The 23,785-nt window shown below is 38.2% G+C and carries 17 protein-coding genes, 2 tRNA genes and 3 rRNA genes; 11 read left to right on the top strand and 11 right to left on the bottom strand.

Annotation, left to right across the window (positions count from 1 at the left end):
• The first annotated feature begins 765 nt into the window (after window positions 1-765).
• The 5 genes from ACO05K_RS16410 to rrf all read left to right on the top strand — a co-directional run bounded on the left by ACO05K_RS16410 (window position 766) and on the right by rrf (window position 6,255).
• Window positions 766-2,287: ribosomal RNA gene (locus ACO05K_RS16410) — 16S ribosomal RNA — on the top strand.
• Window positions 2,288-2,569: 282 nt separating this feature from the next.
• Window positions 2,570-2,644: transfer RNA gene (locus ACO05K_RS16405), tRNA-Ile, on the top strand.
• A gap of 17 nt (window positions 2,645-2,661) precedes the next feature.
• Window positions 2,662-2,738 (top strand) — tRNA-Ala (locus ACO05K_RS16400).
• Between the two features lie 383 nt (window positions 2,739-3,121).
• Window positions 3,122-5,998 (top strand): 23S ribosomal RNA (locus ACO05K_RS16395).
• Window positions 5,999-6,143: 145 nt separating this feature from the next.
• Window positions 6,144-6,255 (top strand): 5S ribosomal RNA (gene rrf / locus ACO05K_RS16390).
• The 16S, 23S and 5S rRNA genes sit together here with 2 tRNA genes alongside, the layout of an rRNA operon.
• A 551-nt stretch (window positions 6,256-6,806) precedes the next feature.
• On the opposite strand, the gene ACO05K_RS16385 is transcribed toward rrf, so the two are convergent.
• From ACO05K_RS16385 to ACO05K_RS16355, 7 genes are all read right to left on the bottom strand, one after another.
• Complete coding sequence (locus ACO05K_RS16385) at window positions 6,807-7,322, bottom strand: thermonuclease family protein (RefSeq protein WP_421945505.1); 516 nt, start codon at window positions 7,320-7,322, stop codon at window positions 6,807-6,809.
• Window positions 7,310-7,522 carry a hypothetical protein gene (locus tag ACO05K_RS16380; RefSeq protein ID WP_421945504.1) on the bottom strand — a complete coding sequence of 71 codons (213 nt, stop codon included), beginning with the start codon at window positions 7,520-7,522 and terminating at the stop codon, window positions 7,310-7,312. The genes ACO05K_RS16385 and ACO05K_RS16380 overlap by 13 nt, the downstream gene beginning before the upstream one ends.
• A gap of 29 nt (window positions 7,523-7,551) precedes the next feature.
• Window positions 7,552-8,424, bottom strand: coding sequence for a hypothetical protein (locus ACO05K_RS16375; RefSeq protein WP_421945503.1), 873 nt, complete (start codon window positions 8,422-8,424; stop codon window positions 7,552-7,554).
• 11 nt (window positions 8,425-8,435) lie between these two features.
• Window positions 8,436-9,764, bottom strand: coding sequence for a hypothetical protein (locus tag ACO05K_RS16370; RefSeq protein ID WP_421945502.1), 1,329 nt, complete (start codon window positions 9,762-9,764; stop codon window positions 8,436-8,438).
• A gap of 4 nt (window positions 9,765-9,768) precedes the next feature.
• Window positions 9,769-10,176, bottom strand: a complete 408-nt coding sequence (locus ACO05K_RS16365; protein WP_421945501.1) for a hypothetical protein — start codon at window positions 10,174-10,176, stop codon at window positions 9,769-9,771.
• A gap of 6 nt (window positions 10,177-10,182) precedes the next feature.
• The gene (locus tag ACO05K_RS16360; protein WP_421945500.1) at window positions 10,183-10,560 is read right to left on the bottom strand and encodes a DUF6804 family protein; all 378 of its coding nucleotides are present in this window, start codon (window positions 10,558-10,560) and stop codon (window positions 10,183-10,185) included.
• 92 nt (window positions 10,561-10,652) lie between these two features.
• On the bottom strand, window positions 10,653-11,717 hold the full coding sequence (locus tag ACO05K_RS16355; protein WP_421945499.1) for a type I restriction endonuclease: 1,065 nt from the start codon (window positions 11,715-11,717) through the stop codon (window positions 10,653-10,655).
• Window positions 11,718-12,093: 376 nt separating this feature from the next.
• Between ACO05K_RS16355 and istA the strand changes: the two genes are divergently transcribed.
• Window positions 12,094-13,623 (top strand): IS21 family transposase, encoded by a 1,530-nt coding sequence (gene istA / locus ACO05K_RS16350; protein WP_421944705.1) that lies wholly within the window; start codon window positions 12,094-12,096, stop codon window positions 13,621-13,623.
• A 19-nt stretch (window positions 13,624-13,642) separates the two neighbouring features.
• Complete coding sequence (gene istB / locus ACO05K_RS16345; RefSeq protein WP_238414369.1) at window positions 13,643-14,392, top strand: IS21-like element helper ATPase IstB; 750 nt, start codon at window positions 13,643-13,645, stop codon at window positions 14,390-14,392.
• Between the two features lie 136 nt (window positions 14,393-14,528).
• On the opposite strand, the gene ACO05K_RS16340 is transcribed toward istB, so the two are convergent.
• The 3 genes from ACO05K_RS16340 to ACO05K_RS16330 form a co-directional block, all read right to left on the bottom strand.
• Entirely contained in the window at window positions 14,529-15,197 is a 669-nt protein-coding gene (locus ACO05K_RS16340) for a response regulator (protein WP_421945498.1), read from the bottom strand.
• A gap of 9 nt (window positions 15,198-15,206) precedes the next feature.
• Window positions 15,207-16,880, bottom strand: coding sequence for a tetratricopeptide repeat-containing sensor histidine kinase (locus ACO05K_RS16335; protein ID WP_421945497.1), 1,674 nt, complete (start codon window positions 16,878-16,880; stop codon window positions 15,207-15,209).
• 63 nt (window positions 16,881-16,943) lie between these two features.
• Window positions 16,944-17,150, bottom strand: a complete 207-nt coding sequence (locus ACO05K_RS16330) for a hypothetical protein (protein WP_421945496.1) — start codon at window positions 17,148-17,150, stop codon at window positions 16,944-16,946.
• Window positions 17,151-17,473: 323 nt separating this feature from the next.
• Between ACO05K_RS16330 and ACO05K_RS16325 the strand changes: the two genes are divergently transcribed.
• A complete protein-coding gene (locus ACO05K_RS16325) occupies window positions 17,474-18,430 on the top strand; it encodes a hypothetical protein (protein ID WP_421945495.1) in 957 nt (318 codons plus the stop codon).
• A gap of 61 nt (window positions 18,431-18,491) precedes the next feature.
• Here ACO05K_RS16325 and ACO05K_RS16320 read toward each other — a convergent pair whose 3' ends face one another.
• On the bottom strand, window positions 18,492-18,917 hold the full coding sequence (locus ACO05K_RS16320) for a VOC family protein (RefSeq protein ID WP_421945494.1): 426 nt from the start codon (window positions 18,915-18,917) through the stop codon (window positions 18,492-18,494).
• 178 nt (window positions 18,918-19,095) lie between these two features.
• On the opposite strand from ACO05K_RS16320, the gene ACO05K_RS16315 reads away from it, so the two are divergent.
• The 3 genes from ACO05K_RS16315 to ACO05K_RS16305 are packed head-to-tail and all read left to right on the top strand — an operon-like array spanning window position 19,096 to window position 23,778.
• Window positions 19,096-19,839, top strand: coding sequence for a hypothetical protein (locus ACO05K_RS16315; protein WP_421945493.1), 744 nt, complete (start codon window positions 19,096-19,098; stop codon window positions 19,837-19,839).
• A 2-nt stretch (window positions 19,840-19,841) separates the two neighbouring features.
• Window positions 19,842-22,610: a TonB-dependent receptor gene (locus tag ACO05K_RS16310; RefSeq protein ID WP_421945492.1), complete on the top strand. Its 2,769-nt coding sequence runs from the start codon at window positions 19,842-19,844 to the stop codon at window positions 22,608-22,610.
• A 4-nt stretch (window positions 22,611-22,614) separates the two neighbouring features.
• Window positions 22,615-23,778, top strand: coding sequence for a DUF4249 domain-containing protein (locus ACO05K_RS16305; protein WP_421945491.1), 1,164 nt, complete (start codon window positions 22,615-22,617; stop codon window positions 23,776-23,778).
• Window positions 23,779-23,785 lie beyond the last annotated feature (7 nt).

Raw genomic sequence — 23,785 nt, 5'->3', positions numbered from 1 at the left:
ATCTGCGTAAATTAGCGGGAAAGCTTTTAAGCGTGATACAAAAACAACATTTTCAAACGATGAAAACCTCTTGAAACAAACTTTGCGGTTAAAAAGTTTTATAGGGGCATGATTTTTTCTCCCTGAAATCCATGCACTTATATGCAATAAGTAAAATAAAAGCGGTGCTGGCTTTGCGTAAGCGGATAATTTTTCTACTTTTGCAACCCGCTTCGGAGGAAGAGGGATTAAAAAATGAGAGACTGAAATCACTGGAAATTATTTTCAAATAAAATTTGGTGATTGATAAAAGTTTTCTACTTTTGCAACCCGCTTCGGAAGGAAGCAGGTGTTCTGAAAAGAACAAATATTGAAGAGCAGGATTAAGAAGAAAAAGGCGACGAAAAAATAAAATTTATTTTATTTGGAAGTTAAAAAAAGATTCTTACCTTTGCACTCCCAACCGAAAGGAAAGGAAAAAAATCAGAACGGCGGATGTCGGGAAGATAGAAAAAAACAAGATTGAAACGGATGAAACATACATAGGACGAACAAGACCTGTGGAAACTGAAACCCGAAGATATATAAAAGGCCGCCGCGAGGTACCGAGCCGAATAAGTTCTTAAAAGAGATGTCAATGTAGCGCAAGCGGGGTAATGAAGTACGGATTCAAGTACAGAGTACCGAAGCTTGATTTTAAAGTCAATGTCTGACAGACATAATTAAAAAAAAAGAAGACTATTTTTAACGATAGTTAAAACTGGTCAGAATCTTACAACACATTTTACAATGGAGAGTTTGATCCTGGCTCAGGATGAACGCTAGCGGCAGGCCTAATACATGCAAGTCGAACGATATTATCCAGCTTGCTGGATAAGAAAGTGGCGCACGGGTGCGTAACGCGTATGCAACCTACCTTAATCAGGGGGATAGCCCGAAGAAATTCGGATTAACACCGCATAAAAACACAGAGTAGCATTACTCAATGTTCAAATATTTATAGGATTAAGATGGGCATGCGTGTCATTAGCTAGTTGGCGGGGTAACGGCCCACCAAGGCGACGATGACTAGGGGATCTGAGAGGATGACCCCCCACACTGGTACTGAGACACGGACCAGACTCCTACGGGAGGCAGCAGTAAGGAATATTGGTCAATGGAGGCAACTCTGAACCAGCCATGCCGCGTGCAGGAAGACTGCCCTATGGGTTGTAAACTGCTTTTATCTGGGAATAAACCTTTCTACGTGTAGAGAGCTGAATGTACCAGAAGAATAAGGATCGGCTAACTCCGTGCCAGCAGCCGCGGTAATACGGAGGATCCAAGCGTTATCCGGATTTATTGGGTTTAAAGGGTGCGTAGGCGGCCTGTTAAGTCAGAGGTGAAAGACGGTAGCTCAACTATCGCAGTGCCTTTGATACTGATGGGCTTGAATAAACTAGAGGTAGGCGGAATGAGACAAGTAGCGGTGAAATGCATAGATATGTCTCAGAACACCGATTGCGAAGGCAGCTTACTATGGTTTTATTGACGCTGAGGCACGAAAGCGTGGGGATCAAACAGGATTAGATACCCTGGTAGTCCACGCCCTAAACGATGAATACTCGCTGTTAGCGATATACAGTTAGCGGCTAAGCGAAAGCGTTAAGTATTCCACCTGGGGAGTACGCTCGCAAGAGTGAAACTCAAAGGAATTGACGGGGGCCCGCACAAGCGGAGGAGCATGTGGTTTAATTCGATGATACGCGAGGAACCTTACCCGGGCTTGAAAGTTAGTGAATTATTCAGAGATGAATAAGTGAGCAATCACACGAAACTAGGTGCTGCATGGCTGTCGTCAGCTCGTGCCGTGAGGTGTTGGGTTAAGTCCCGCAACGAGCGCAACCCCTATGTTTAGTTGCCAGCATGTAATGATGGGGACTCTAAACAGACTGCCTGTGCAAACAGAGAGGAAGGAGGGGACGACGTCAAGTCATCATGGCCCTTACGTCCGGGGCTACACACGTGCTACAATGGATGGTACAGAGGGCAGCTAGCTAGCAATAGTATGCGAATCTCACAAAGCCATTCACAGTTCGGATTGGGGTCTGCAACTCGACCCCATGAAGTTGGATTCGCTAGTAATCGCGTATCAGCAATGACGCGGTGAATACGTTCCCGGGCCTTGTACACACCGCCCGTCAAGCCATGGAAGTTGGGGGTACCTAAAGTATGTAACCGTAAGGAGCGTCCTAGGGTAAAACCGATAACTGGGGCTAAGTCGTAACAAGGTAGCCGTACCGGAAGGTGCGGCTGGAATACCTCCTTTCTGGAGCAGAGTTGACTACTCGCTGCGCAACATGATACTCTAATAAGTTATAGGTTGATGAGTTATAAGTTATACGTTGATAAAACGTAAGACTAAATAACAAACCAACGAAATAACTAAGACACTAAAAGAAGAAACACCCAAAAGATTGAAGCACTTAGTTGCACTAACGAATCTTTGAGAGGCGAGATTAAATTGAATTACGAATTTTGATTTACGATTTACGAATGCTGTAGCGATATACAAATCTAAAATCGTCAATCAATAAATCTAAAATCAAATAGTCCCGTAGCTCAGCCTGGTTAGAGCACTACACTGATAATGTAGGGGTCTCCAGTTCAAATCTGGACGGGACTACAATAATCAAATCCTTTGGGGGATTAGCTCAGCTGGCTAGAGCGCCTGCCTTGCACGCAGGAGGTCAACGGTTCGACTCCGTTATTCTCCACCATTAAGCTGTAAAGCTTAAAGATAAAAGCAGAAAGCTTTTAAAAAACATAATACGATTACCGGGATAGGTAAACTACATTGACATAACTGAAGAAAATAGGAAACGCCATAGGGGCACAAGAAACGGTTCGAGCCCGCAGTTTTTTACTCATCACCCGAACCTGGTACAAAAGGTTTGCGCAAATAGCTAAAGGTATTAATACTTTAAGCGGGGATTGAAAAGTTCTTTGACATATTGGAAGAAGTTAAAAAAGAAGAGCAAACAACAATAGGCGACTGTTGTGTTTGTGTTCACCACTCAAATGAGCAATCAGATGAATGGTATGAGACATCATAACAAGAGCAAAAAAAGCATACTATACGGCGCAAAAGGCGTATAAGTAGAAGAAAGTAAGAAAGAGTACACGGGGGATGCCTTGGCTCTCAGAGGCGATGAAGGACGTGATAAGCTGCGATAAGCTTCGGGTATTTGCAAATAGGAATTAATCCGAAGATTTCCGAATGGGGCAACCCGGCTGGTTGAAGACCAGTCACATATAATGAGCAAACCTGCCGAACTGAAACATCTAAGTAAGCAGAGGAAGAGAAAATAATAATGATTTCCTGAGTAGTGGCGAGCGAAAGGGAAAGAGCCCAAACCTACTTTGTTACGGCAAAGTGGGGGTTGTAGGACTACGATGTGGTATTAACAAACAGAAGTGGAACGGGATGGGAAGCCCGGCGATACATGGTGATAGCCCAGTACACGTATAGAATGTTAGCCTAGTAGTATCCTGAGTACCGCGAGGTCGGAGACGCCTTGTGGGAATCTGCCGGCACCATCCGGTAAGGCTAAATACTCCTGAGAGACCGATAGTGAACCAGTACCGTGAGGGAAAGGTGAAAAGAACCCCGAACAGGGGAGTGAAATAGAACCTGAAACCGTGTACTTACAAGCGGTCGGAGCGTACAAGTTGCGTGACGGCGTGCCTTTTGCATAATGAGCCTACGAGTTACTCTTCTCTGGCAAGGTTAAGTGTTTAAGACACGGATCCGAAGCGAAAGCGAGTCTGAATAGGGCGTATAGTCAGAGGAGGTAGACGCGAAACCTTGTGATCTACCCATGGACAGGTTGAAGGTGCGGTAACACGTACTGGAGGACCGAACCGATAAACGTTGAAAAGTTTCCGGATGATCTGTGGGTAGGGGTGAAAGGCTAATCAAACTGGGAAATAGCTCGTACTCCCCGAAATGTTTTTAGGAACAGCGTGGATATTAAGTTTCATAGAGGTAGAGCTACTGATTGGGTGCGGGGGAGTCAAATCCTACCAAATCCAGACAAACTCCGAATGCTATGAAATATGATCTGCAGTGAGGCGCGGGGTGCTAAGGTCACGCGCCGAGAGGGAAAGAACCCAGACCATCAGCTAAGGTCCCCAAGTGTACGCTAAGTTGAACTAACGAGGTCCGATTGCACAGACAGCTAGGATGTTGGCTTGGAAGCAGCCATTCATTTAAAGAGTGCGTAACAGCTCACTAGTCGAGCGATCGGGCATGGATAATAAACGGGCATTAAGTGTATCACCGAAGCTATGGGATTGAAATATATCGGTAGGGGAGCATTCTATATACAGTGAAGGTATCTGGTAATGGGTGCTGGAGTGTATAGAAAAGCAAATGTAGGCATAAGTAACGATAAGGCAGGCGAGAAACCTGCCCACCGAAAGGATAAGGTTTCCTGATCAACGCTAATCGGATCAGGGTTAGTCGGGACCTAAGGAGAACCCGAAGGGGATATTCGATGGACAACTGGTTAATATTCCAGTACTTTTTATAACTGCGATGTGGGGACGGAGTAGTGACACTGCCGCGAACTGACGGAATAGTTCGTTAAAGGTTGTAGGTATTAGGACGGTAGGCAAATCCGCCGACCTAGCTGAAAACTAATAGTACCGCGAGTCTTCGGATGAGTGGATAGAGCAGGTAAACAGACTTCCAAGAAAAACCGCTAAGCTTCAGGTTATAAAAACCCGTACCGCAAACCGACACAGGTATCCGGGAAGAGGATTCTAAGGTGCTCGAGTGAATCATGGCTAAGGAACTCGGCAAAATGGCCCTGTAACTTCGGGAGAAGGGGCGCTGGCAGTAATGTCAGCCGCAGTGAAAAGGCCCAGGCGACTGTTTAACAAAAACACATGGCTTTGCAAAATCGAAAGATGAAGTATAAGGCCTGACACCTGCCCGGTGCTGGAAGGTTAAGAGGGGATGTCATCCGCAAGGAGAAGCATTGAATCGAAGCCCCAGTAAACGGCGGCCGTAACTATAACGGTCCTAAGGTAGCGAAATTCCTTGTCGGGTAAGTTCCGACCTGCACGAATGGTGTAACGATCTGGGCGCTGTCTCAGCCATGAGCTCGGTGAAATTGTGGTCCCGGTGAAGACGCCGGGTACCCGCAACGGGACGGAAAGACCCCATGCACCTTCACTACAATTTAACATTGACATTGGGTACAGGATGTGTAGGATAGGTGGGAGACTATGAAGCGGCGTCGCCAGGCGTCGTGGAGTCAACGTTGAAATACCACCCTTTCTGTATTCGGTGTCTAACTCCACTAAGTGGAGGACATTGTTTGATGGGTAGTTTGACTGGGGTGGTCGCCTCCAAAAAGGTAACGGAGGCTTTCAAAGGTAAGCTCAATACGCTTGGTAACCGTATGAGGAGTGCAATAGCATAAGCTTGCTTGACTGTGAGACCTACAAGTCGATCAGGGTCGAAAGACGGATATAGTGATCCGGTGGTTCTGCATGGAAGGGCCATCGCTCAAAGGATAAAAGGTACGCTGGGGATAACAGGCTGATCTCCCCCAAGAGCTCATATCGACGGGGAGGTTTGGCACCTCGATGTCGGCTCGTCACATCCTGGGGCTGGAGAAGGTCCCAAGGGTTCGGCTGTTCGCCGATTAAAGTGGCACGCGAGCTGGGTTCAGAACGTCGCGAGACAGTTCGGTCCCTATCTGTTGTGGGCGTAGGAATTTTGAGTGGGGCTGACCTTAGTACGAGAGGACCGGGTTGGACTAGCCTCTAGTGAATCTGTTGTTCCGCCAGGGGCATTGCAGAGTAGCTACGCTGGGAATAGATAAGCGCTGAAAGCATCTAAGTGCGAAACTAGCCACGAGATGAGAATTCCATATAGGACCGTAGAAGATGACTACGTTGATAGGTTATAGATGTAAAGCTGGTGACAGCATAGTCGAGTAATACTAATCATCCGAAGCTTTCAAAGCAAACAGACTGTTGTTTGTTCTTCAAAACTTAACTTCTTTCAATAATATGTCATTTGTTTTGGGTATTTGGTTTATCGTTTTTTAGTTGTTTGGATTCTAAACAACAAAACAACCAACCAACTAACCAACTACAATTAAAAACATTTAGGTGCCTATATCGGTGGTGTCCACCTCTTCCCATTCCGAACAGAGAAGTTAAGCCCACCAGAGCCGATGGTACTGCGGTAACACGTGGGAGAGTAGGTCGGTGCCAAATCTTAAAAGAAGAGCCTTGTAACAATTGTTGCAAGGCTTTCTTTGTTTATAACAATTTCTGCAGGGAGCATGGAGCTTCGAGCAAAGAGCGGAAAGGCTAAAGCTGAAAGTAGAAAGTTGAAAATGCTAGTACACCTGACTATCGACAATCAAACCATTCACTGGTAGACAATGCTCCAGGTACATCTAAATACTTCGTAATGCAATATTTAATATTCATTCCCGCAGATTGGCACAGATAAGAAGCACAGATTAAAGGGGATTCTAAATAAGTTGCAGATTGTTTTACCACCTAAGGCATCTAAGAACAGCTAAGCGTTTGGTGCAGAGGGATTGGTTAGACTGGCTTGAGGTTTCAAGTTGTTAATCGGAGCGCCAAACACTGCCAGCTAAACCTGATGGAAGTGGAAATCCTTTTTGGGTTCGCAGGTTTTCAATAACTTCTAATCCAATCACCAAAAAGATTGCAACACACAGCAGGGCTGAAGAACCGATGGAAGGATGGCTTTCGTTTGCTAATGGTTTGAGATTACAGCTAATAAGATTAAATGGCTATTTCGCTTTTGGCTTTCTCCACTCCCATGGAGCAATAGGGTTTGGCTCTTTCCATAAACCTATCCTATTTTTTCTGGCGTTATTTTCTAATACTGCATAAGTAACATCGGAAGAATATTTTTTGAAATGCCAGGCCATGCCAACCTTAACCATTTCCTGATTAACGGTTTGTTTTTTGCTATTTATGATTATGGCTATTAGCCTTTTATAGCGGTCGTACTTTTGTGGGTAAACGAGTACATTTTGACTGAAACATAAATCGGATAATGCCTTCTTTGCATTATTTCCGAAAGGTTGACTGTTTCGCTTTTCGGGGCTATCTATGTGCGCTAAACGGATTTTAATAGGGGTATTATTGTATAATACTTCCATTGTATCGCCATCCATAATGCGAATGACTTTTGCGTTAAAAGGTAGCTTTTGATGGCTAATTGCCAGCGTATCTGATTTATTGGGGCTACTAAATGAAGTACTGAATAGTAAAGCGCTAATTAATAGAATTACTTTTCCCAACCACATAGCGTTTTCTTTTCTTGCTTAACTTTTTCCATTGTGGATTTAACGATTTTGTACTGGCAATTGCTTAATCCCCGGCAGCTGGCTTTTAAATGATATTTGGTTGTTTTGCCGCTGTTGCAAATGTAAACTTCTTTTGGTGCTTCCTTGCAGGCAAGGTTAATTAAAAGGATGATGGTTAGGGAGAGGGTTTTCATTTGGGAATTCTTAACTTCTAAAGAAATAATTATTTTCCAATAATTATTTTTGTAATAACTGGATCTAAGTCTGATGGTAATTCAGCCGATTTTATATTAAACTTATTAATTCCCATACTTTTGAACCAGTCAGACCAATATTGCGTTATAACCTCTTCTTCAAAAGGATTATTTTTTGAAGGATTAATTCCTAATACTAATACTTCCAAGTTTTGAAGTTTATCAGATGCAGGAATAAATCCAAAATTATTACTCTTAATTTTTACCTTATAATCAGCCGTATTAAGTTTATTAGTTTGAATAAGAGATGGTGTGATATAAGAAGTTTTATTTTCTATATTGAACTTGCTATTTTTATGAAACATGTATCCATCAGTTAATATTACTAGAATATTCCGATGCTTTTCTTGTATACAATAATCTTTTACATTTTTTTGAAAGAATCTCCAAATATCTGAACCGATAAATTTCTTCTCTTTAATCGCGTATTGATATATTTTTGGAGGAATATCTGAAAAGATTTTGTCGACATCCAAAATTTGGTTTTTACTCGAATTTTTATCAAAATTGATTCTTAACTGTTTGCTTAATTTGTTAATCTCTGGATTACTTGGTGTTGGATCAAAGAAAACTTGAATTTGATCATTTAAGCTCATGATCTTTTTTTGTTTAACATGACTGATAAAAGCTTTTTCGACTGATTTAATATATTGAATATCTCTCTGATAATATTCCATTGAAATATTTGAATTTTTCTTGGTGTCTATCCTATCTGATAAGTCAAGTAAAAAACTGATATTGAGGTTTTGTGAGTTATAGCTTTGAATTGAATTACTTTTTTCGCTTTTGAAACTTCCAAAAACCAATATTACAGTGATTAAACTAAGAACATTTTTAAACATGATAATTGATATTAAACTGCTGATAAATAAATTGAATTTTGGGTATCGTGTGTTGCACCAACCGACTCACAGTGAATGTTGTAGGCTTCAATACATTCTCTGACTAAGTTTTCTTTTTCCGTTTTTGCAACAAATAGCTTCTCATGAATAAAAGTTATCCAACCCTGCAAATATTCAGAGGCATATAGAACATATTCCTTTGTTGGGATAATTACAGCATCTATAATTCTTTGAAGCTCAGTAATTCGTCCATATGCTTTAGCAATAAGCTCTTTTATACTGTTCAAATCCTTCATAATTGAATTTTTATTTTCTTCCAAATCTGAAATTCTCTCTTGATGAATTTGTATATCTTTTTTTCTCAATTGCTGTTCATGCTTTATTTTATCTTTTTCTTTATTCTCTTTCATAATAAAATCAAAGACTAATCCCCAAATAATATACACAACAAAACCGGCGAATATTATTCCCCAAAATTGGATTTTTGTAAATGCAATTGGTAAATCGAAAGGCTTCGAATCAAAAGTTTTATTAAGTTCGTATATCTTCTCTTCTATCTGATAAGCAAGAATTGCGTCAAAAATGAATGTGGTTAAAAATAATATGCCGATTTTAATATAGCTAGATATGTTTTTATTCTCACTGAACATGTGAATTAAGTAGCCTAAGCCAATGAATACAAATGGAATTAATGTTACAAATGCTCCTTCTAAAGCTCCATCGCTCCAAGCCTTTTCATAGGCTTTAGGATCTAATACGTTCATCATGATATTACTATCAAGGTCAAATACTTTAAAAAAAGCAGAGTATGAAGTCGAAACATAAAATGTAAATAGATATAAACTTATTGGTATTAAAATGAAAAGTCCAATCCAAAATTTTGTTGATGCACCTTTTTTTGCGTTTATATAATATTTCTCAGGATCTCTAACTAAGTCATTCATCTCAAATTTTAATGTTTCTATTTGATCTTTTATATCTCTGATTTTTACGTCTAACTGCGTTATTTGCTCTTCTTTATTCTCCTTACTTACTGTTAGCGCTTTAACTTCAGTTTCTTTATTCTTTTGCTCAACAAAATATGGTTCTTTAATATGCTTTTGTTTTTCTATAAATTCCTTTTCTTCGTTCTGAAATTTTGCATAAATGGCATTTAAGCATATTTTAAGAGCATACTGGCTTCCGATATTTCTAGAGCCATCCCGAAAACCTGTTTCATGATAAGTTCTCTTCCTAGACTCGTCATTTTCACCTACCTTTGAGTTTATTGCTTCGCTATTTTCACCATCGAAATTAGTATTTGATTTTAAGCGAAATAGATTTTTGATTTGTATAGTCATACTCTTAGTTTTGAAGTTCGCTTATAATAGTTTGTTTAGTTTTATTTGACTTCACAGATTCTAGAAAATATTCAGCAATTGCGGCGATATTCTCTTCCATAAAACCAAATAGCTTAATATACTTTTCTAGGGTTATTCGCTCATTCTCATCGATTTTTTCATCAGCCCATATCATAACAGTTAAATCATATAGGTATTCAATCTTTTCTTCTAGGAGGTCTGGAAAATTACTTTTTGAATCAATTGGATTTAGTAGAATTTCATCCAAGTTTTTTGGAGTTATACCTCGTTCTTCTGCGAATTTATAAAGCATTTTTAGCTCTAACGAACTAAAATCATCATCGCAAATCGCCATCTGATAAAGCCTTAAGAAATGTGCCTTTAATTTTTCTGGTATCTGTAAGATTTCCATAATTTTTTATTTTTTAGGGTAAATTATTCGGTCTCGCGTATACAATTTTTTTGTTACCTCCTCGTTCATTTTGATCATACCCGGCAGTCCAGGTTTTTTTTGGATGAATAGAATTCCTAAAAAAAGTATACCTGTAATGGCATCAAAGATGATCCAAATCATTTTTAAGCGTAAGTAAATTGGAAATATTGGATTGAAGAGAGTAAGAATAACCGAAAAGATAGCTATCCAATAAAAATTCTTATTAACTACTGAATTAGAAATTGCAAACAATGCGCCAATTGAAATTGCATACCTAAGAAAAGTATAATATCCAATTGGTAATTTTAAGATCGCTAGAAAGCAACAAAATGCACAAATAGCGTATATAGTTTTTCTCGGCATTATAAGTAATTTAATTTCCAAAAAACGAGGAATTGCCTGCTTCTGTCCCGAGAAACTTTTGGCAATCCCTACATTTTTTTGAGAGCGGAGCGTTAATAAGTTTCTAAGGTTTGATGTAATTGGTTTCTGAAGCCATAGATTTCATCCAGATTGCTTATTTGTGTTTTTTCGCCTGCATCTTTACCATTGTGAAATAGTTCTACATATTTATTGACGGTGTTAAAGTGGAAACGGCAAATCGGTTTTCGATTGTTATTATCTAACAATACGCCGAAGTAAGATTGAGTGTCTCTTGGAGCAATTCTATCGGCTGTAATCTTTTCTCTTAAAATTGCTTTTACAATATGAAAGGCATCCAATTCTTCTTCTGTTGTAATAACTTTATTTGCATCAATATTATCGTCTATCGGATTTATCTTTGTCTCCTCCTGTTTCTCCAGTTTTTCATTGATGTTTAGTGCCGATTTAAGCCTATAGCTTATGGATTCATTTATAGAAATGGATAATGCTTTCTTGGCATATTCTTTAAATGTGGCCATACGACTTGCTGTTAGAGGCTTATCAAAGAACCTATTTACTAAGAGTTTAACAATCTCATCTGAAGGGTTTTCAATCTCTTTTTCAAATTCTTTACGGATTGCTTTAATGTATTTTAAGGCTTCTGCAGAGTCTAAAATATTCTCCAGGTTATATTCATTTTTCGTAAAGCTTTCGAGTATTTTTATTGAGCCGTCTTTTAAGTCTTCCAGATCTATGGTTAAGAATGGTTTCTCATCCATAATGTTAGGTTTCTCTAAATCTGAGTAGAAATTGTATATGGTTCCATTTGTTAAAACCCCAAATCTGGCTTTTGAAACATGGTAATAGCGATGTAGCTGAGAGTTATGTGCATCTGCATTTTCTTTCCAATGTTTACATTCGAAAATTAATATTGGCTCGTTATTCTTTTTGATTACATAATCTATCTTTTCTCCTTTTTTGGTTCCGATATCACATATGTGTTCTGGAATAACTTCAGTTGGATTAAAAATATCGTATCCTAAAATCTGAATAAAAGGCATTACAAAAGCATTTTTAGTTGCTTCTTCGGTATTGATTTGATCTTTTAAGCCATTTACCCTTTGGTGTAGCTGTTCGAGCTTTAATTTTAATTCCATAATACAGAGATGATTTAATCTGTTGGTTATGAAGTAAATTTACAGTGGTTATAAATGGTTTTTTTACGGGAAACCGTAATGTGAGCGATAAATTGAAATTTAATCGGAAAGTGCTGAATTAGAAACGTTTCGACAGGCTCAACGTGACAATTAGACTAGTTATGAGTTCTTTGGTTTTTGCAAATCTGAATTAAATTGGAGATTTCGCTGAAATTGACCACCCTGTTTCGGTTTAAACTGACCACCTGTTCCGCGGGAAACTGACCACTGGATTTCGGACCAAATTGACCAGTCCGAACGATCGGCAAATGCTATAGATACAAGTCTATTTTTGGGATATACATAATTCCCGAAGATGGCAAATACGACTATTAGCATGAGCAAGATAAGACAGATTCTCAGAATGTACAGCCAGGGGCGAAGCAAGCTTTCCATAGCGACCCAGGTCGGTGTTTCCCGCAATACAGCAAAAAGATACTTCAGTGCGTTTGATTCCGGTGGGTGTACATTTGAACAGATAAATGCACTTAATGACAAGGAGCTTGAGGATTTTTTTGGAAAGAGCCGGGAACGGGCACCCGATAGCCGTCTTTTAACTTTACAACGTTGTTTTCCTGGTATTGACAAAGAACTTAAACGCACTGGGGTAACCCGTGTGATGCTCTGGGAAGCTTATCTAAAGGAATTTCCCAATGGCTTTCATTACACGCAGTTCTGCTTCTATTATAACCAGTGGAAGTCCCGTGTGAACCCGGTGATGCACCTTGACCACAAGGCGGGCGATAAACTCTTTGTTGATTTTGCCGGACAGAAACTCTCCATTGTTGACCAGGAAACCGGTGAGGTGATTGATGTCGAGGTGTTCGTTGCCATCCTTGGTGCCAGCCAGCTTACCTATGTGGAGGCCGTACTCACACAACAGAAAGAAGACTTTATATCTGCGTGCGAGAATACATTCCATTATATTGGTGGGGTCTCAGCGGCCATTGTTCCCGATAACCTCAAGGCAGCGGTAACCAAGAGCAACAAATACGAGCCTACCCTGAACGAGACCTTTGCGGATTTTGCCGACCATTACGGAACAACTATTCTGCCTGCACGGGCATACCGCCCAAGGGACAAGGCACTTGTTGAAGGAGCTGTTAAGATTGCCTATAGCCGGATCTACGCGCCATTAAGAAAACATGTCTTTCACTCCCTGGCAGAACTGAATGTTGCAATACTTGAGGCACTTGAGGTGCACAATAGCCAGCCCCTCAAGGGAAGAAACTATAGCAGACGCTTGCAGTTCGAGGAGATTGAGCGGGAGGCACTCAATCCTTTGCCAGTGCTGAAATACGAGTTCAAGAAACAGCACCACGCAACGGTGATGAAAAATGGCCACGTCAATCTTGGTCCCGATAAGCATTATTACAGTGTCCCATTCCGTTTTATCGGTAAAAAAGTCAAGATACTCTACTCCAGGTCAAATGTGGAGGTCTTCTATCACTATGAGCGCATAGCGATGCACAAACGGATGAAAAGTCCTTATAGTTACACTACGGATAAAGACCATATGGCCACTACCCATAAGTTCGTCACGGAATGGACACCGGACCGTTTTCTGGAGTGGGCATCCAGCATAGATGAGGACGTCAAGCTTTATATCCTTAAAATACTCGACAGGAAACAGCATCCTGAGCAGGCGTACAAATCATGCGTGGGCATATTAAGCTTTTCGAAGAAAGCCGGGAACCAGCGATTAATCAATGCCTGCAGACGGGCCCTTGGCTTTGGGATATACAGTTATAAAACCATACAGACCATACTTGAACGCAACCTTGACCAGTATGAGGAAAGCCTGTTCGCTGATGAACTGCCAATGCCAGCCCATGACAACATTCGCGGAGGCGACTACTACAAGTAACCATTAAAACCATATAGAAATGAATACGAATACACTTGACAAAATGCGAAGGCTGAAGTTCTATGGAATGTTCCATGCCTTCAAAAGCAGTATTGAAACTGGACAGACCACAGAATATACCGCTGATGAACTGTTGGCACACCTGATAGAGGCTGAATGGGATGACAGGCAAAACCGAAAGATTGAACGGCAGATCCTTTACGCCAGGTTCCGTTATAAGGCATCCATAGAGGATCTGCATTATCATGTAGAAAGAAGTATTGACAGAAACCAGATTATGAGATTGGCGGACTGCACCTTTATCGACAGGTTTGAAAATCTACTTATAACAGGAAGCACTGGCATAGGAAAAAGTTATCTTGCCTCAGCAATCGGTTATCAGGCATGTATGCTCGGTTACAGGGTTCTGTATGGAAGTACACCAAAGCTATTCGCAAAGCTAAAGATGGCAAAGGCTGATGGATCTTATATCAAAGAGGTTTCACGTATTGAAAAACAACAGCTTCTGATACTGGACGATTTCGGGATACAGCCATTCGACTCACAAAGTAGGGCTGCACTCATGGAGATCATTGAGGATAGGCATGGTAAGACATCACTTATTATAACATCACAGCTTCCGGTAAGTAAATGGCATGAGGTAATTGGAGAAAAAACGATTGCTGATGCAATCTTGGACAGGATTGTTCACGATGCCCACAGGATAGAACTCAAGGGCGAATCGATGCGCAAGAAAAGGACCGTTGCTCCCGAAAATACCTATCTGTAAAAATTACTTTTAAATCATTACTTTTAAATCATTACTTTTGACATCATACCTATAGCATCTGCTGCACTCGTTCGCCAGCAATTCAGGTGGTCAGTTTGCCACGGAATCACATGGTCAGTTTCTCCGAAATATACAATTAAATAATGTGCCTGTCTTTACAATAGGCAATTAACTGTTCGTTGTTTGAAATGTTTAAGATGGTTTTAATTGTTCCTAAACGTTTTTCTATACTGCTTAAACCTGAGGGTTTAATATTGTTTTTTTGTAGATAAAATGGAATGTCTTTTTGTGGTGTTCCTTTTGCAAGGAGTGAAATAATGGTTTTATCGAAATGTGTAAATTCGAAAGGTATTTTTTCTCCGGTTATTTTTTTAAGATTGGGTGAAAGGTATTTAAGATTTTGAGCGATAGTTTCTATTGCCAATTTAAGATCTTTTGCATCGCCCCGGGCTTTTGGTACAAAGGCATCGATGCCTAAATCGGCCATTATTTTACTTGCAACACTAAACCTGTTTTCAATGGAAAAAACTAAAACTTTTAAATCAGGCTGAATAAGTTTTGCGGCTTTGATAAGTTCTAAACCTGTATTAATTTCCTGTGGTCTATCGTTTTCGAATGACAGATCGGTTATGAGCAGCTCATAAGGAAGCTGTGCTCTCATTGCTTTTTTAATTCGACCGAGTGCATCATCACAGTAGTAAACATAGTTACTCTGCTCGTGGATAATATTTAAATCTGATAACGTTTTTTGAACGGAAATGCTTACGCTTTCGTGGTCTTCAGCTATTAATACTTTTTTAAACATATTGGCTAATTAAGAAACAGGGAATGAAATTACAATTTTCAAACCCTTTTCAACTTTTGTATCAAAGGTAATTTTGCCATTAATATATTCAATACGGTTTCCCGTATTTGTAAGTCCGTTGTTATACTTCACTGGCTCTTTTATGCCAATTCCATCATCGGTATAAGTGATTTGTATATGGTTTTGGTGGTGTTCAAATGTGATTATCACATTGGTTGCAGAACTATGCTTTTTCATGTTAACCATGAGTTCCTGAAGAATATGCTCAATTTCTTTTCTGGTAACATCACTAGTTTCAAACCATAAACTTTCTGTATTTCCGTGTGTATTAATTTTAGTTGAAGCTGTATTAAAGGATTGGAGCAATGCTTCTACTTGTATATGGAAGTTGGGTTCTGTATTTTCCGGTTCCTCAACTTCGTAAGAGATATCTCTGGATTTTTGATACATGTAATCAAGCCTATCCAGTATTTCTTCTCTTTCTATTTCCTCTTTGTTTTCAATCTCGGTCATTACTCTATATAAACCGTTAGCCACAACATCATGTACTTTTTTAGAGGTTTTTAGGAGATTATCCTGTATGGTTTTTTTCACTTCAGCATCTAATCTCTGTTTTCTTTTTTTGGATAGATTATAAACAAAAAATATTGCTACAATTACACTCACCAATACGCTGAAAATGATGATGTCTCTTTTAATGATCTGATATTTTTTATCGGTGTTTTCTTTCTGCAGCTTCAAGTTATCAGCTTTGTGCTTTTCTGTTTCAAAACGAATAAGCGCAAATTGATTTTTTGCAGCATTTCTTGCAGTTTGTAAACTATCATTTAGTTTGTGGTATACTTCAAAATATGACTTTGCTTCTGTAGCCGGGCTAAATTTTATCAATTTCTGTAAGGCAGTCATTAAATCATCAGGACTGCTAAGTTCTTTTGCTACTTCATACATCTTTTTTGCATAATCCAAAGCCAGTTTTGTTTCTACAGTTTCGTAATAATCTGCCAAATGTGCATAACTGGCGTTAAGCCCCCATTTGTCTTTTTCGCTTTGCCTAATTTTTAATGCCGTTAAAAACTCTGGTATAGGATTATAAGTTTTATCGTTTAACCATTTTGCATAAGTTAAATTAGTTAGTGCTCTGGCATATTCGGTATTTGTAGATTTATGTTGAGGTAAAATCTGCTTGTAAATTTTAATGGCTTCGTTATACTTTTTTTGCTCACGTAATGCTAGTGCTTTATTGTTAAGGATTACAAGTTTTGAAGGTGTGTCGGTAGCATATTTAAGGGCCAAATTGCTGTAATTTACAGCTTCGTCGAAGTTTTCTAGTGTTATTGTATTTAATGTAAGTTCATTATAACATGAGGATATTTGGTCGAAATGTGTTGGAGATTTTTCTGATAAATATTTTAATGCAGTAAGTGCACTTTCATTGCTACCGAAGTAATCGCCTGCCTGGCTTTGTATAATTGCCATGTAATTATACGCTAAGGCGATTTGTAAGTTATCTTTTGAATTTGCTGCAGTTTTATTAAAATAATAAAATGCCGAATCGTTATTAGCGTTAAAGAATGATTCAGCTTTTTTGTAGTCGGCATCCTTCTGATAGGCAACTTTTTTTTGCTGCTTTGTGCATGAAAAAATTAAGAGAATGGGAGCGATTAATAGAATTATTTTTTTCAAGAGCGATGATTTGTTCAAATATAAAAAATGGAGCAGTATTACTGCTCCATTTTTTATAAAAAACTATGGTTTTTTAGGAGGAAGGTGACCACCATCTCCACCTGTTCCATCATTGCCATCGTCATCAGGGTCGCCATCTTCGCGACCTCCATTGTCATCTGGATTGCTTTGGGTTGATACTACTGTGCCACTGTTTGGAGCACAGTTACTATTTGTGTTTGAAGGATTAACCAACCCTAACATAATTGCAAGAAATAAAGGAATAAACATAATTCAAAAATTTAGAAATGAAATACTGGTAGTTCCCTGCGTACCTTACGCAGGGGTTGCTACAAACTGTAAATCAGAAGGCCTTCTGAAATTTTTGGGAAGTGTTTTGAGTTTCAATCGCGGTTGCTGTTTGCTACTTCCCGTTCGGCTCATAGTAACCGCGATATTCACTCTAATTAGAAATCAATTTTAATGAGGCTCAGTTAGCTTGAAAGAATCTGCGCTGATTTCTGAAACAAATGTAGAGGAGCTTAATTGATTAATTAGCAGGGGATTCCGAGAATACTGATTTTACTTATTGAATTCTTAAATTACCCTTGGTGATGTCAAAAATTCCGATTTTCTTTGTAAGAATTAATGCTTCCCTAATGTTTGAAGAATATCAAAATAGAGTTATAACGGATTATAAAACCAAAAAAGAAAATGGTTTATTGCCGCAATTTATCGGCATCACTCCTGCTGTTTTAAAGCAAGAATGCTTAAATGTTTATAGGGAAAGAGGTGCTCCTGATAAGGATAATTTTATCATACGAAGTTTCTTCGGAGTGGATGAAAAGAACAAAGGATATGCAAGAATCATAGCTGATTGCCCAACACCAAAATTCAGATCCTTGAGTAATTTTTTTCAGAGTGGAAGCGCAAAGCCAGACAGAGTCAATACTGAAATTATTGCATGGCTTATAGATTTCAAACCCCGACCATATGCAGAAGCATTAGATGCTTATGAAGTTTCTCAGCAAGAAATAAAAGCTGAAAAGGATAATAACATTGAAGAAGTTGATATACCTAGAATCGGGCAAGCTGGTGTTTCAAATGATTCAGAATTCACCAAGTTAACATCGGGTTTTGATGAAGGTAATGGAATATCAGAAGAGATAGCGAAGATTAGAACTTGGAACAATAAAAATATTGAGAGAGCAACTATATCTTTTTTTGCTGCTTTTTTGGTAATCTGCGGGAGTTATATTTGGTGGAAATATGCAGATAAACAATGTATGTATTGGACTGGAGATCATTACGAAATCGTAGATTGCAAGAAAAATTCAAGTGATAAGATCATTCTTGCTTTGGATAAGCAAAAAGTAACCGCACTGAAGATGATAACAAAAAGGGATACCATAACAGCTGCCTCTATTGGAAATGTTCATTATGCTAAAGTAACCGTTGACAGCGTAGATTTCTATACTTCTGGAGGAACACATCCTACTGATAGTAGAAAGAGACTATTGCCTTTAAGTGATCATATTTTTAAGAAATACATTCTTGGTAAAAGAAATTGAGCGTTTATCCAGAAGAAAATATAACTCATAAACTATTGCTATTTCTTCTGGATATATGTATTTATTTATAACTTCCGAAGTTTACCATCCATTGGATGCCGAACTTATCGGTTAAGCTGCCAAAATAATCGCCCCAAAACATATCTTCCATTGGCATTTCTATATCGCCATCTGCTGATAAACCATTAAATAATCTATCTGCTTCCTCACGACTATCGGTATTGATGTTGATGTACATATTGTTTCCCTTTTTCAATATATGCCCTGCAGAAGGGAGACAATCAGATGCCATTAAAATGGTATGTTCGTTAATTGGCAGGGCCACGTGCATTACACGGTTTTTTTCATTGTCTGGTATTTTATCTGCATCAGGTGCATCGCCCATTTTTTGCAACATCAGAAACTCGCCTCCAAAAACTGATTTATAAAAATTAAATGCTTCTTCGGCCTGGCCATCGAAGTTTAGGTAAGGGTGCATTGTATTCATCTCTTATTTGTTTTATTAAGCTAAACTATAAAATATTGCTATTACAATATGGGGGCAAAAAAGACAAATAGAGGGCAGTTTTTTACCGATATAGGGCTGGTTTAAATAACTTTTTTGATACTTATATCAAGAGTGTATCTTTGTTTATAACTTAAGAAATTATTTCGCTCCAAAAGCCATGACCAAACTTTTTACCTGTATTTTCTTTACCCTATTCTTTTGTTTAAAAATAACTTATGGTCAGAATGTAACAAGCGACAGTTTATTACATTCTAGCCTTGCGGAGCACAATACTATTGAGTATTTCAATAAGGCAATCGGTACGCAATCCAGACTTTCTAATGGTCAATCTTACAACAGCTACCGTACAAACATTGATGGTTCAGCTTATTTTCCTGAAGATAAATTATTGCGCAAAGGAATGGTGGTGTATGATGGTTATCGGTTTGAAAATGTACCTCTATTGTATGATATATATAAAGACTTATTAGTAACCACCACTGCTGATGGATTTTTACAGCTTAGTTTAGTTTCTGAGCGAGTAAAAGAATTTACGATTTCCGGGCATAAGCATATTTATATTAATACCGGAAGTGATAGTACAAATATTCCGTTCAAATCTGGTTTTCTGGAGCAGGTTTATAAAGGTAAAACAGAGGTTTTAGTAAAACGAAGTACAAGCTTGCAGCAAGCTTCCGGAACGCGTGATTTGCGCAAATACTTCTTGCTAAGAACTCAGTATTTCTTTAAAAAAGATAATATCTATTATAAAATTACGAGTGAAAGTGCTTTCCTGAAACTTTATAAAGAAAGAAAAGCTGAGCTTAAGAAATTATTAAGGTCTAATTCAATTCGATTTAAGAAAGACCAGATTTCTGCCCTGAAACTTTTAGCCGCACATATCGATAATACTTCTAACTAAACATGCGTAATCTCACGAAAATTTTAACTTTATTTTTATCGTTAATTGCTATACAATCAATTGCGCAGGATAACTCAAAACTTATTTCTGTTGATTTTAATCAGGCGAAAATTGAGGAAGTTGTAAAAGATATTGAGGCGAAAGCCAGCTTTAAATTCTATTACGATTTATCTACAATGGATAGCTTAAGGGTTTCTGTTAGAGCAGAAAATAAAACCGTATCATTTATACTGGAACAAGCTTTTAAAGATTCAGATTTTCACTTTGCCGTAAGCGGAAACTATATTTTTCTAACAAAAGGTAAACAAATAAAAACCTTATTGGCTGATGGTTACTACCCTAACAAAATTGGCACCGATAAGCCGGTTACTATACAGGAAAAAGATTATTTTAACGATAACCAGACTGAGAAAGTTGCAGATGCTACGATAGAAAATAAGATATATGCTGTTGGTGTTAAAACAAATAATTTAAAGCCGGGTAAAGTAACAATGGCAGGTTATCTGCGAGATATTAAATCTGGAGAACCTATTGTTGGTGCAAGTATTTATTCTGTTGATGCAAAAGTTGGCGCCATGTCTGATCAGTTTGGCTTTTATTCGATAACACTTCCAACAGGAAAACATACTTTATTAATAAAATCTGTTATTTCAAAAGATGCCAAAAGGCAGATTATGTTGTACAACGATGGGAAATTAAATATCGAGCTTCAAGAGCAGGTTTTATCGCTTAAGGAGGTGAAAATTTCTGCCGACAAAATAGCGAATATTAAAAGTGTGGAAATGGGCGTTAACCGTTTGAATATTAAAGATATTAAACAGGTACCTTCTGTATTTGGTGAGCCGGATATTTTAAGGGTTGTATTAACCTTACCAGGTGTACAATCTGTAGGTGAGGCAAGTACGGGTTTTAGCGTTCGTGGTGGTTCTCAGGATCAGAACTTAATTTTACTGAATGATGCAACAATTTACAATCCATCTCACTTTTTTGGGTTCTTCTCTGCGTTTAACCCGGATATAGTAAAGGATGTACAACTTTATAAAAGCACCATTCCTGAGCGTTTCGGAGGTAGATTATCATCCGTTTTAGAGGTTAATAACCGCGAAGGAAACAAAAAGAAATTTACGGGTACAGCTGGTATAGGTTTAATTACAAGTCGTTTTAATATCGAAGGCCCGATTGACAGTAATAAAACATCATTTATTTTAGGGGGAAGAACAACTTATTCTAACTGGTTATTAAAGCTCTTGCCTGATGATTACAAAAATAGCAAAGCCTCGTTTACAGATATAAATCTGGGTATAAGTCATCAGTTTAACGAGAAAAACAATCTTTACTTTTCTGGCTATTTTAGTACAGATAAGTTTAAGTTGAATAGCGATACTACATATAGTTACAGCAATAAAAATATCTCACTAAAGTGGAAACATATTTTTAATAACAAAATTTATGGCGTGTTCTCTGCCGGTGCAGATAGATATGAGTATAATATTAATAGTGAAGTTAATCCGCTTAATGCTTACAGCCTTGATTTTAACATTAATCAACTGAATTTCAAATCAGATTTTACCTATTATGTTAGTAACAATCATACAGTAAATTTTGGATTATCCAGCATACACTATAAACTGAATCCTGGTAGTTACCAACCATTAGGTGATGAATCTATTACTCGTCCGGATGTTATACCAGCAGAGCAGGCATTGGAGAGTGCACTTTACATTGGCGATAAATATGATATTGGGAATAATCTCTCTATAAGCGCAGGCTTACGTTATTCGCTTTATAATTATTTAGGTCCGCAAACCATTAACAATTACGCACCGGGCTTGCCTCGTACTTCTGTAAACCAGGTTGATAGTACAATTTACGGTAGCAATAAACTTATCAAAACTTACTCTGGACCAGAAATCAGGCTTTCTGCCAGATACAATGTAAATGATAATTTCTCTATAAAAGGTGCTTACAATACATTGAGGCAGTACATTCACTTACTATCTAATACAACTGCTATTGCACCTACTGATGTTTGGAAACTAAGCGACCCGAATATAAAACCGCAATTTGGCAGCCAGGTTTCTTTAGGGTTCTATAAAAATTTCAAGTCTCAAACTATAGAAACTTCGGTAGAATTCTACTACAAAAATTTAAAAGATTATCTTGATTATCGTAGTGGTGCAAATCTTGTGCTAAACCACCATATTGAAACAGATGTTTTAAATACTGAAGGCAAGGCTTATGGTGTGGAGCTTTTTGTTCGTAAAACCACCGGCAATTTAAATGGCTGGATGAGTTATGCTTATTCCAGAACTTTATTAAAAATGAATGACCCGACAGTTGCTGTGCCAATAAATGACGGCGATTATTACCCGGCAAATTATGATAAACCACATGCTTTTAACTTTACAGGGAATTATCGTTTTTCTCATCGATTCAGCATCTCCTTAAATGCAACTTACAGCACAGGCAGGCCAATTACTTTGCCTATCGCTAAATATTATTACGCTGGTAGCGAAAGGGTTTTTTACTCGGATAGAAATGCATACCGAATACCCGATTATTTTAGAACGGATCTTTCTATGAATATTGAGGGCAATCATAAAGTTCATCAGCGCACACACAACTCGTGGACAATTGGCGTGTATAACCTAACGGGAAGACAAAATGCGTATTCAGCCTATTTCACGCAAGAGTCTGGCGTAATTAAGGGCTTTCAATTATCCATATTTGCAACAGCCATTCCTTTTGTTAACTATAATATAAGATTTTAAGAAAATGAAAATATTTAAGAAATTATATATCGTAATTGTGCTGCTGGTTTTATTATGTTGCAAAAAGGCATATAACCCGGATATTACGGCAACTAATTATAACTTTTTGGTTGTAGAAGGCCTTATTAATACAGGTACAGATTCTACATTCATTCGGCTAAGTCGAACGGTTTTATTGGATAGTAAAACGACTTTAAAACCAGAAAGCGGCGCAACGGTAACTGTAGAGAGCGATGCAAATCAGGTTTATAATCTTTTGGAGAAACCTTCGGGAACCTACTCTTCAGCTCCGCTTAATTTAGATAACACCAGAAAATACAGGGTAAGAATTAGAACCAAAGGCGCTACTTATTTATCGGATTTTGTTGAGGCAAAAGTTTCTCCACAGATTGATAGTCTTAATTATAAAGTGGCAGAAACCGGATTGCAAATTTATTCTAACACACACGATGTAACCAATAAAACCCGCTATTACAGATGGGAGTATAACGAGACCTGGCAATTTAACGCAAAATACTTTTCTGGCTTTAAAGCCGATGGGAAGGCAATTGTTTCTCGTGATATGAATACAGAAAACATATATAACTGTTGGGGTAATAGTATTTCCAGTTCGATAGTATTAGGCTCTTCATCTAAATTAATAAATGATGTTATTTATTTAAATCCTATAACTCTGGTTCCTTCCGATTCGGAAAAAATTGGCATTAAATACAGCATTCTGGTTAAACAATATGCCTTAACAAAAGAAGCTTTTGAATTTTGGGAATTACTCAAAAAAAATACGGAAAATCTGGGTTCGATATTCGATGCACAGCCATCGCAGCTTACCGGGAATATTCATAACATTTCAAATGCAGCAGAACCAGTTATCGGATACATAAGTGCTGGTACTTTTAGTCAGAAAAGAATATACGTAACTAAAGATAAGTTGCCGAACTGGCGAGTTACCTACCCTTTTTCTTGCAGCGAGCCGGATACCGTTTATACTGTTAATCCCAAAACCGGAACAAGGGATGAAGATTTACTTTTTCAAACCAAAAGACTTATTCCTCTTGGAGAAATTTTGAACGAATCTGGTAGCGCTGTTATCGGGCATACAGGTGCAGGTTCAGGATGTTCAGATTGTACAATTAGAGGTACAAATAAAAAACCCGCTTTTTGGCAATAAATTTTTA

The organism is Pedobacter sp., assembly GCF_965227205.1.
In the GTDB taxonomy this organism is placed as follows: domain Bacteria; phylum Bacteroidota; class Bacteroidia; order Sphingobacteriales; family Sphingobacteriaceae; genus Pedobacter.
This window is presented reverse-complemented; position numbering and strand designations above follow the sequence as displayed.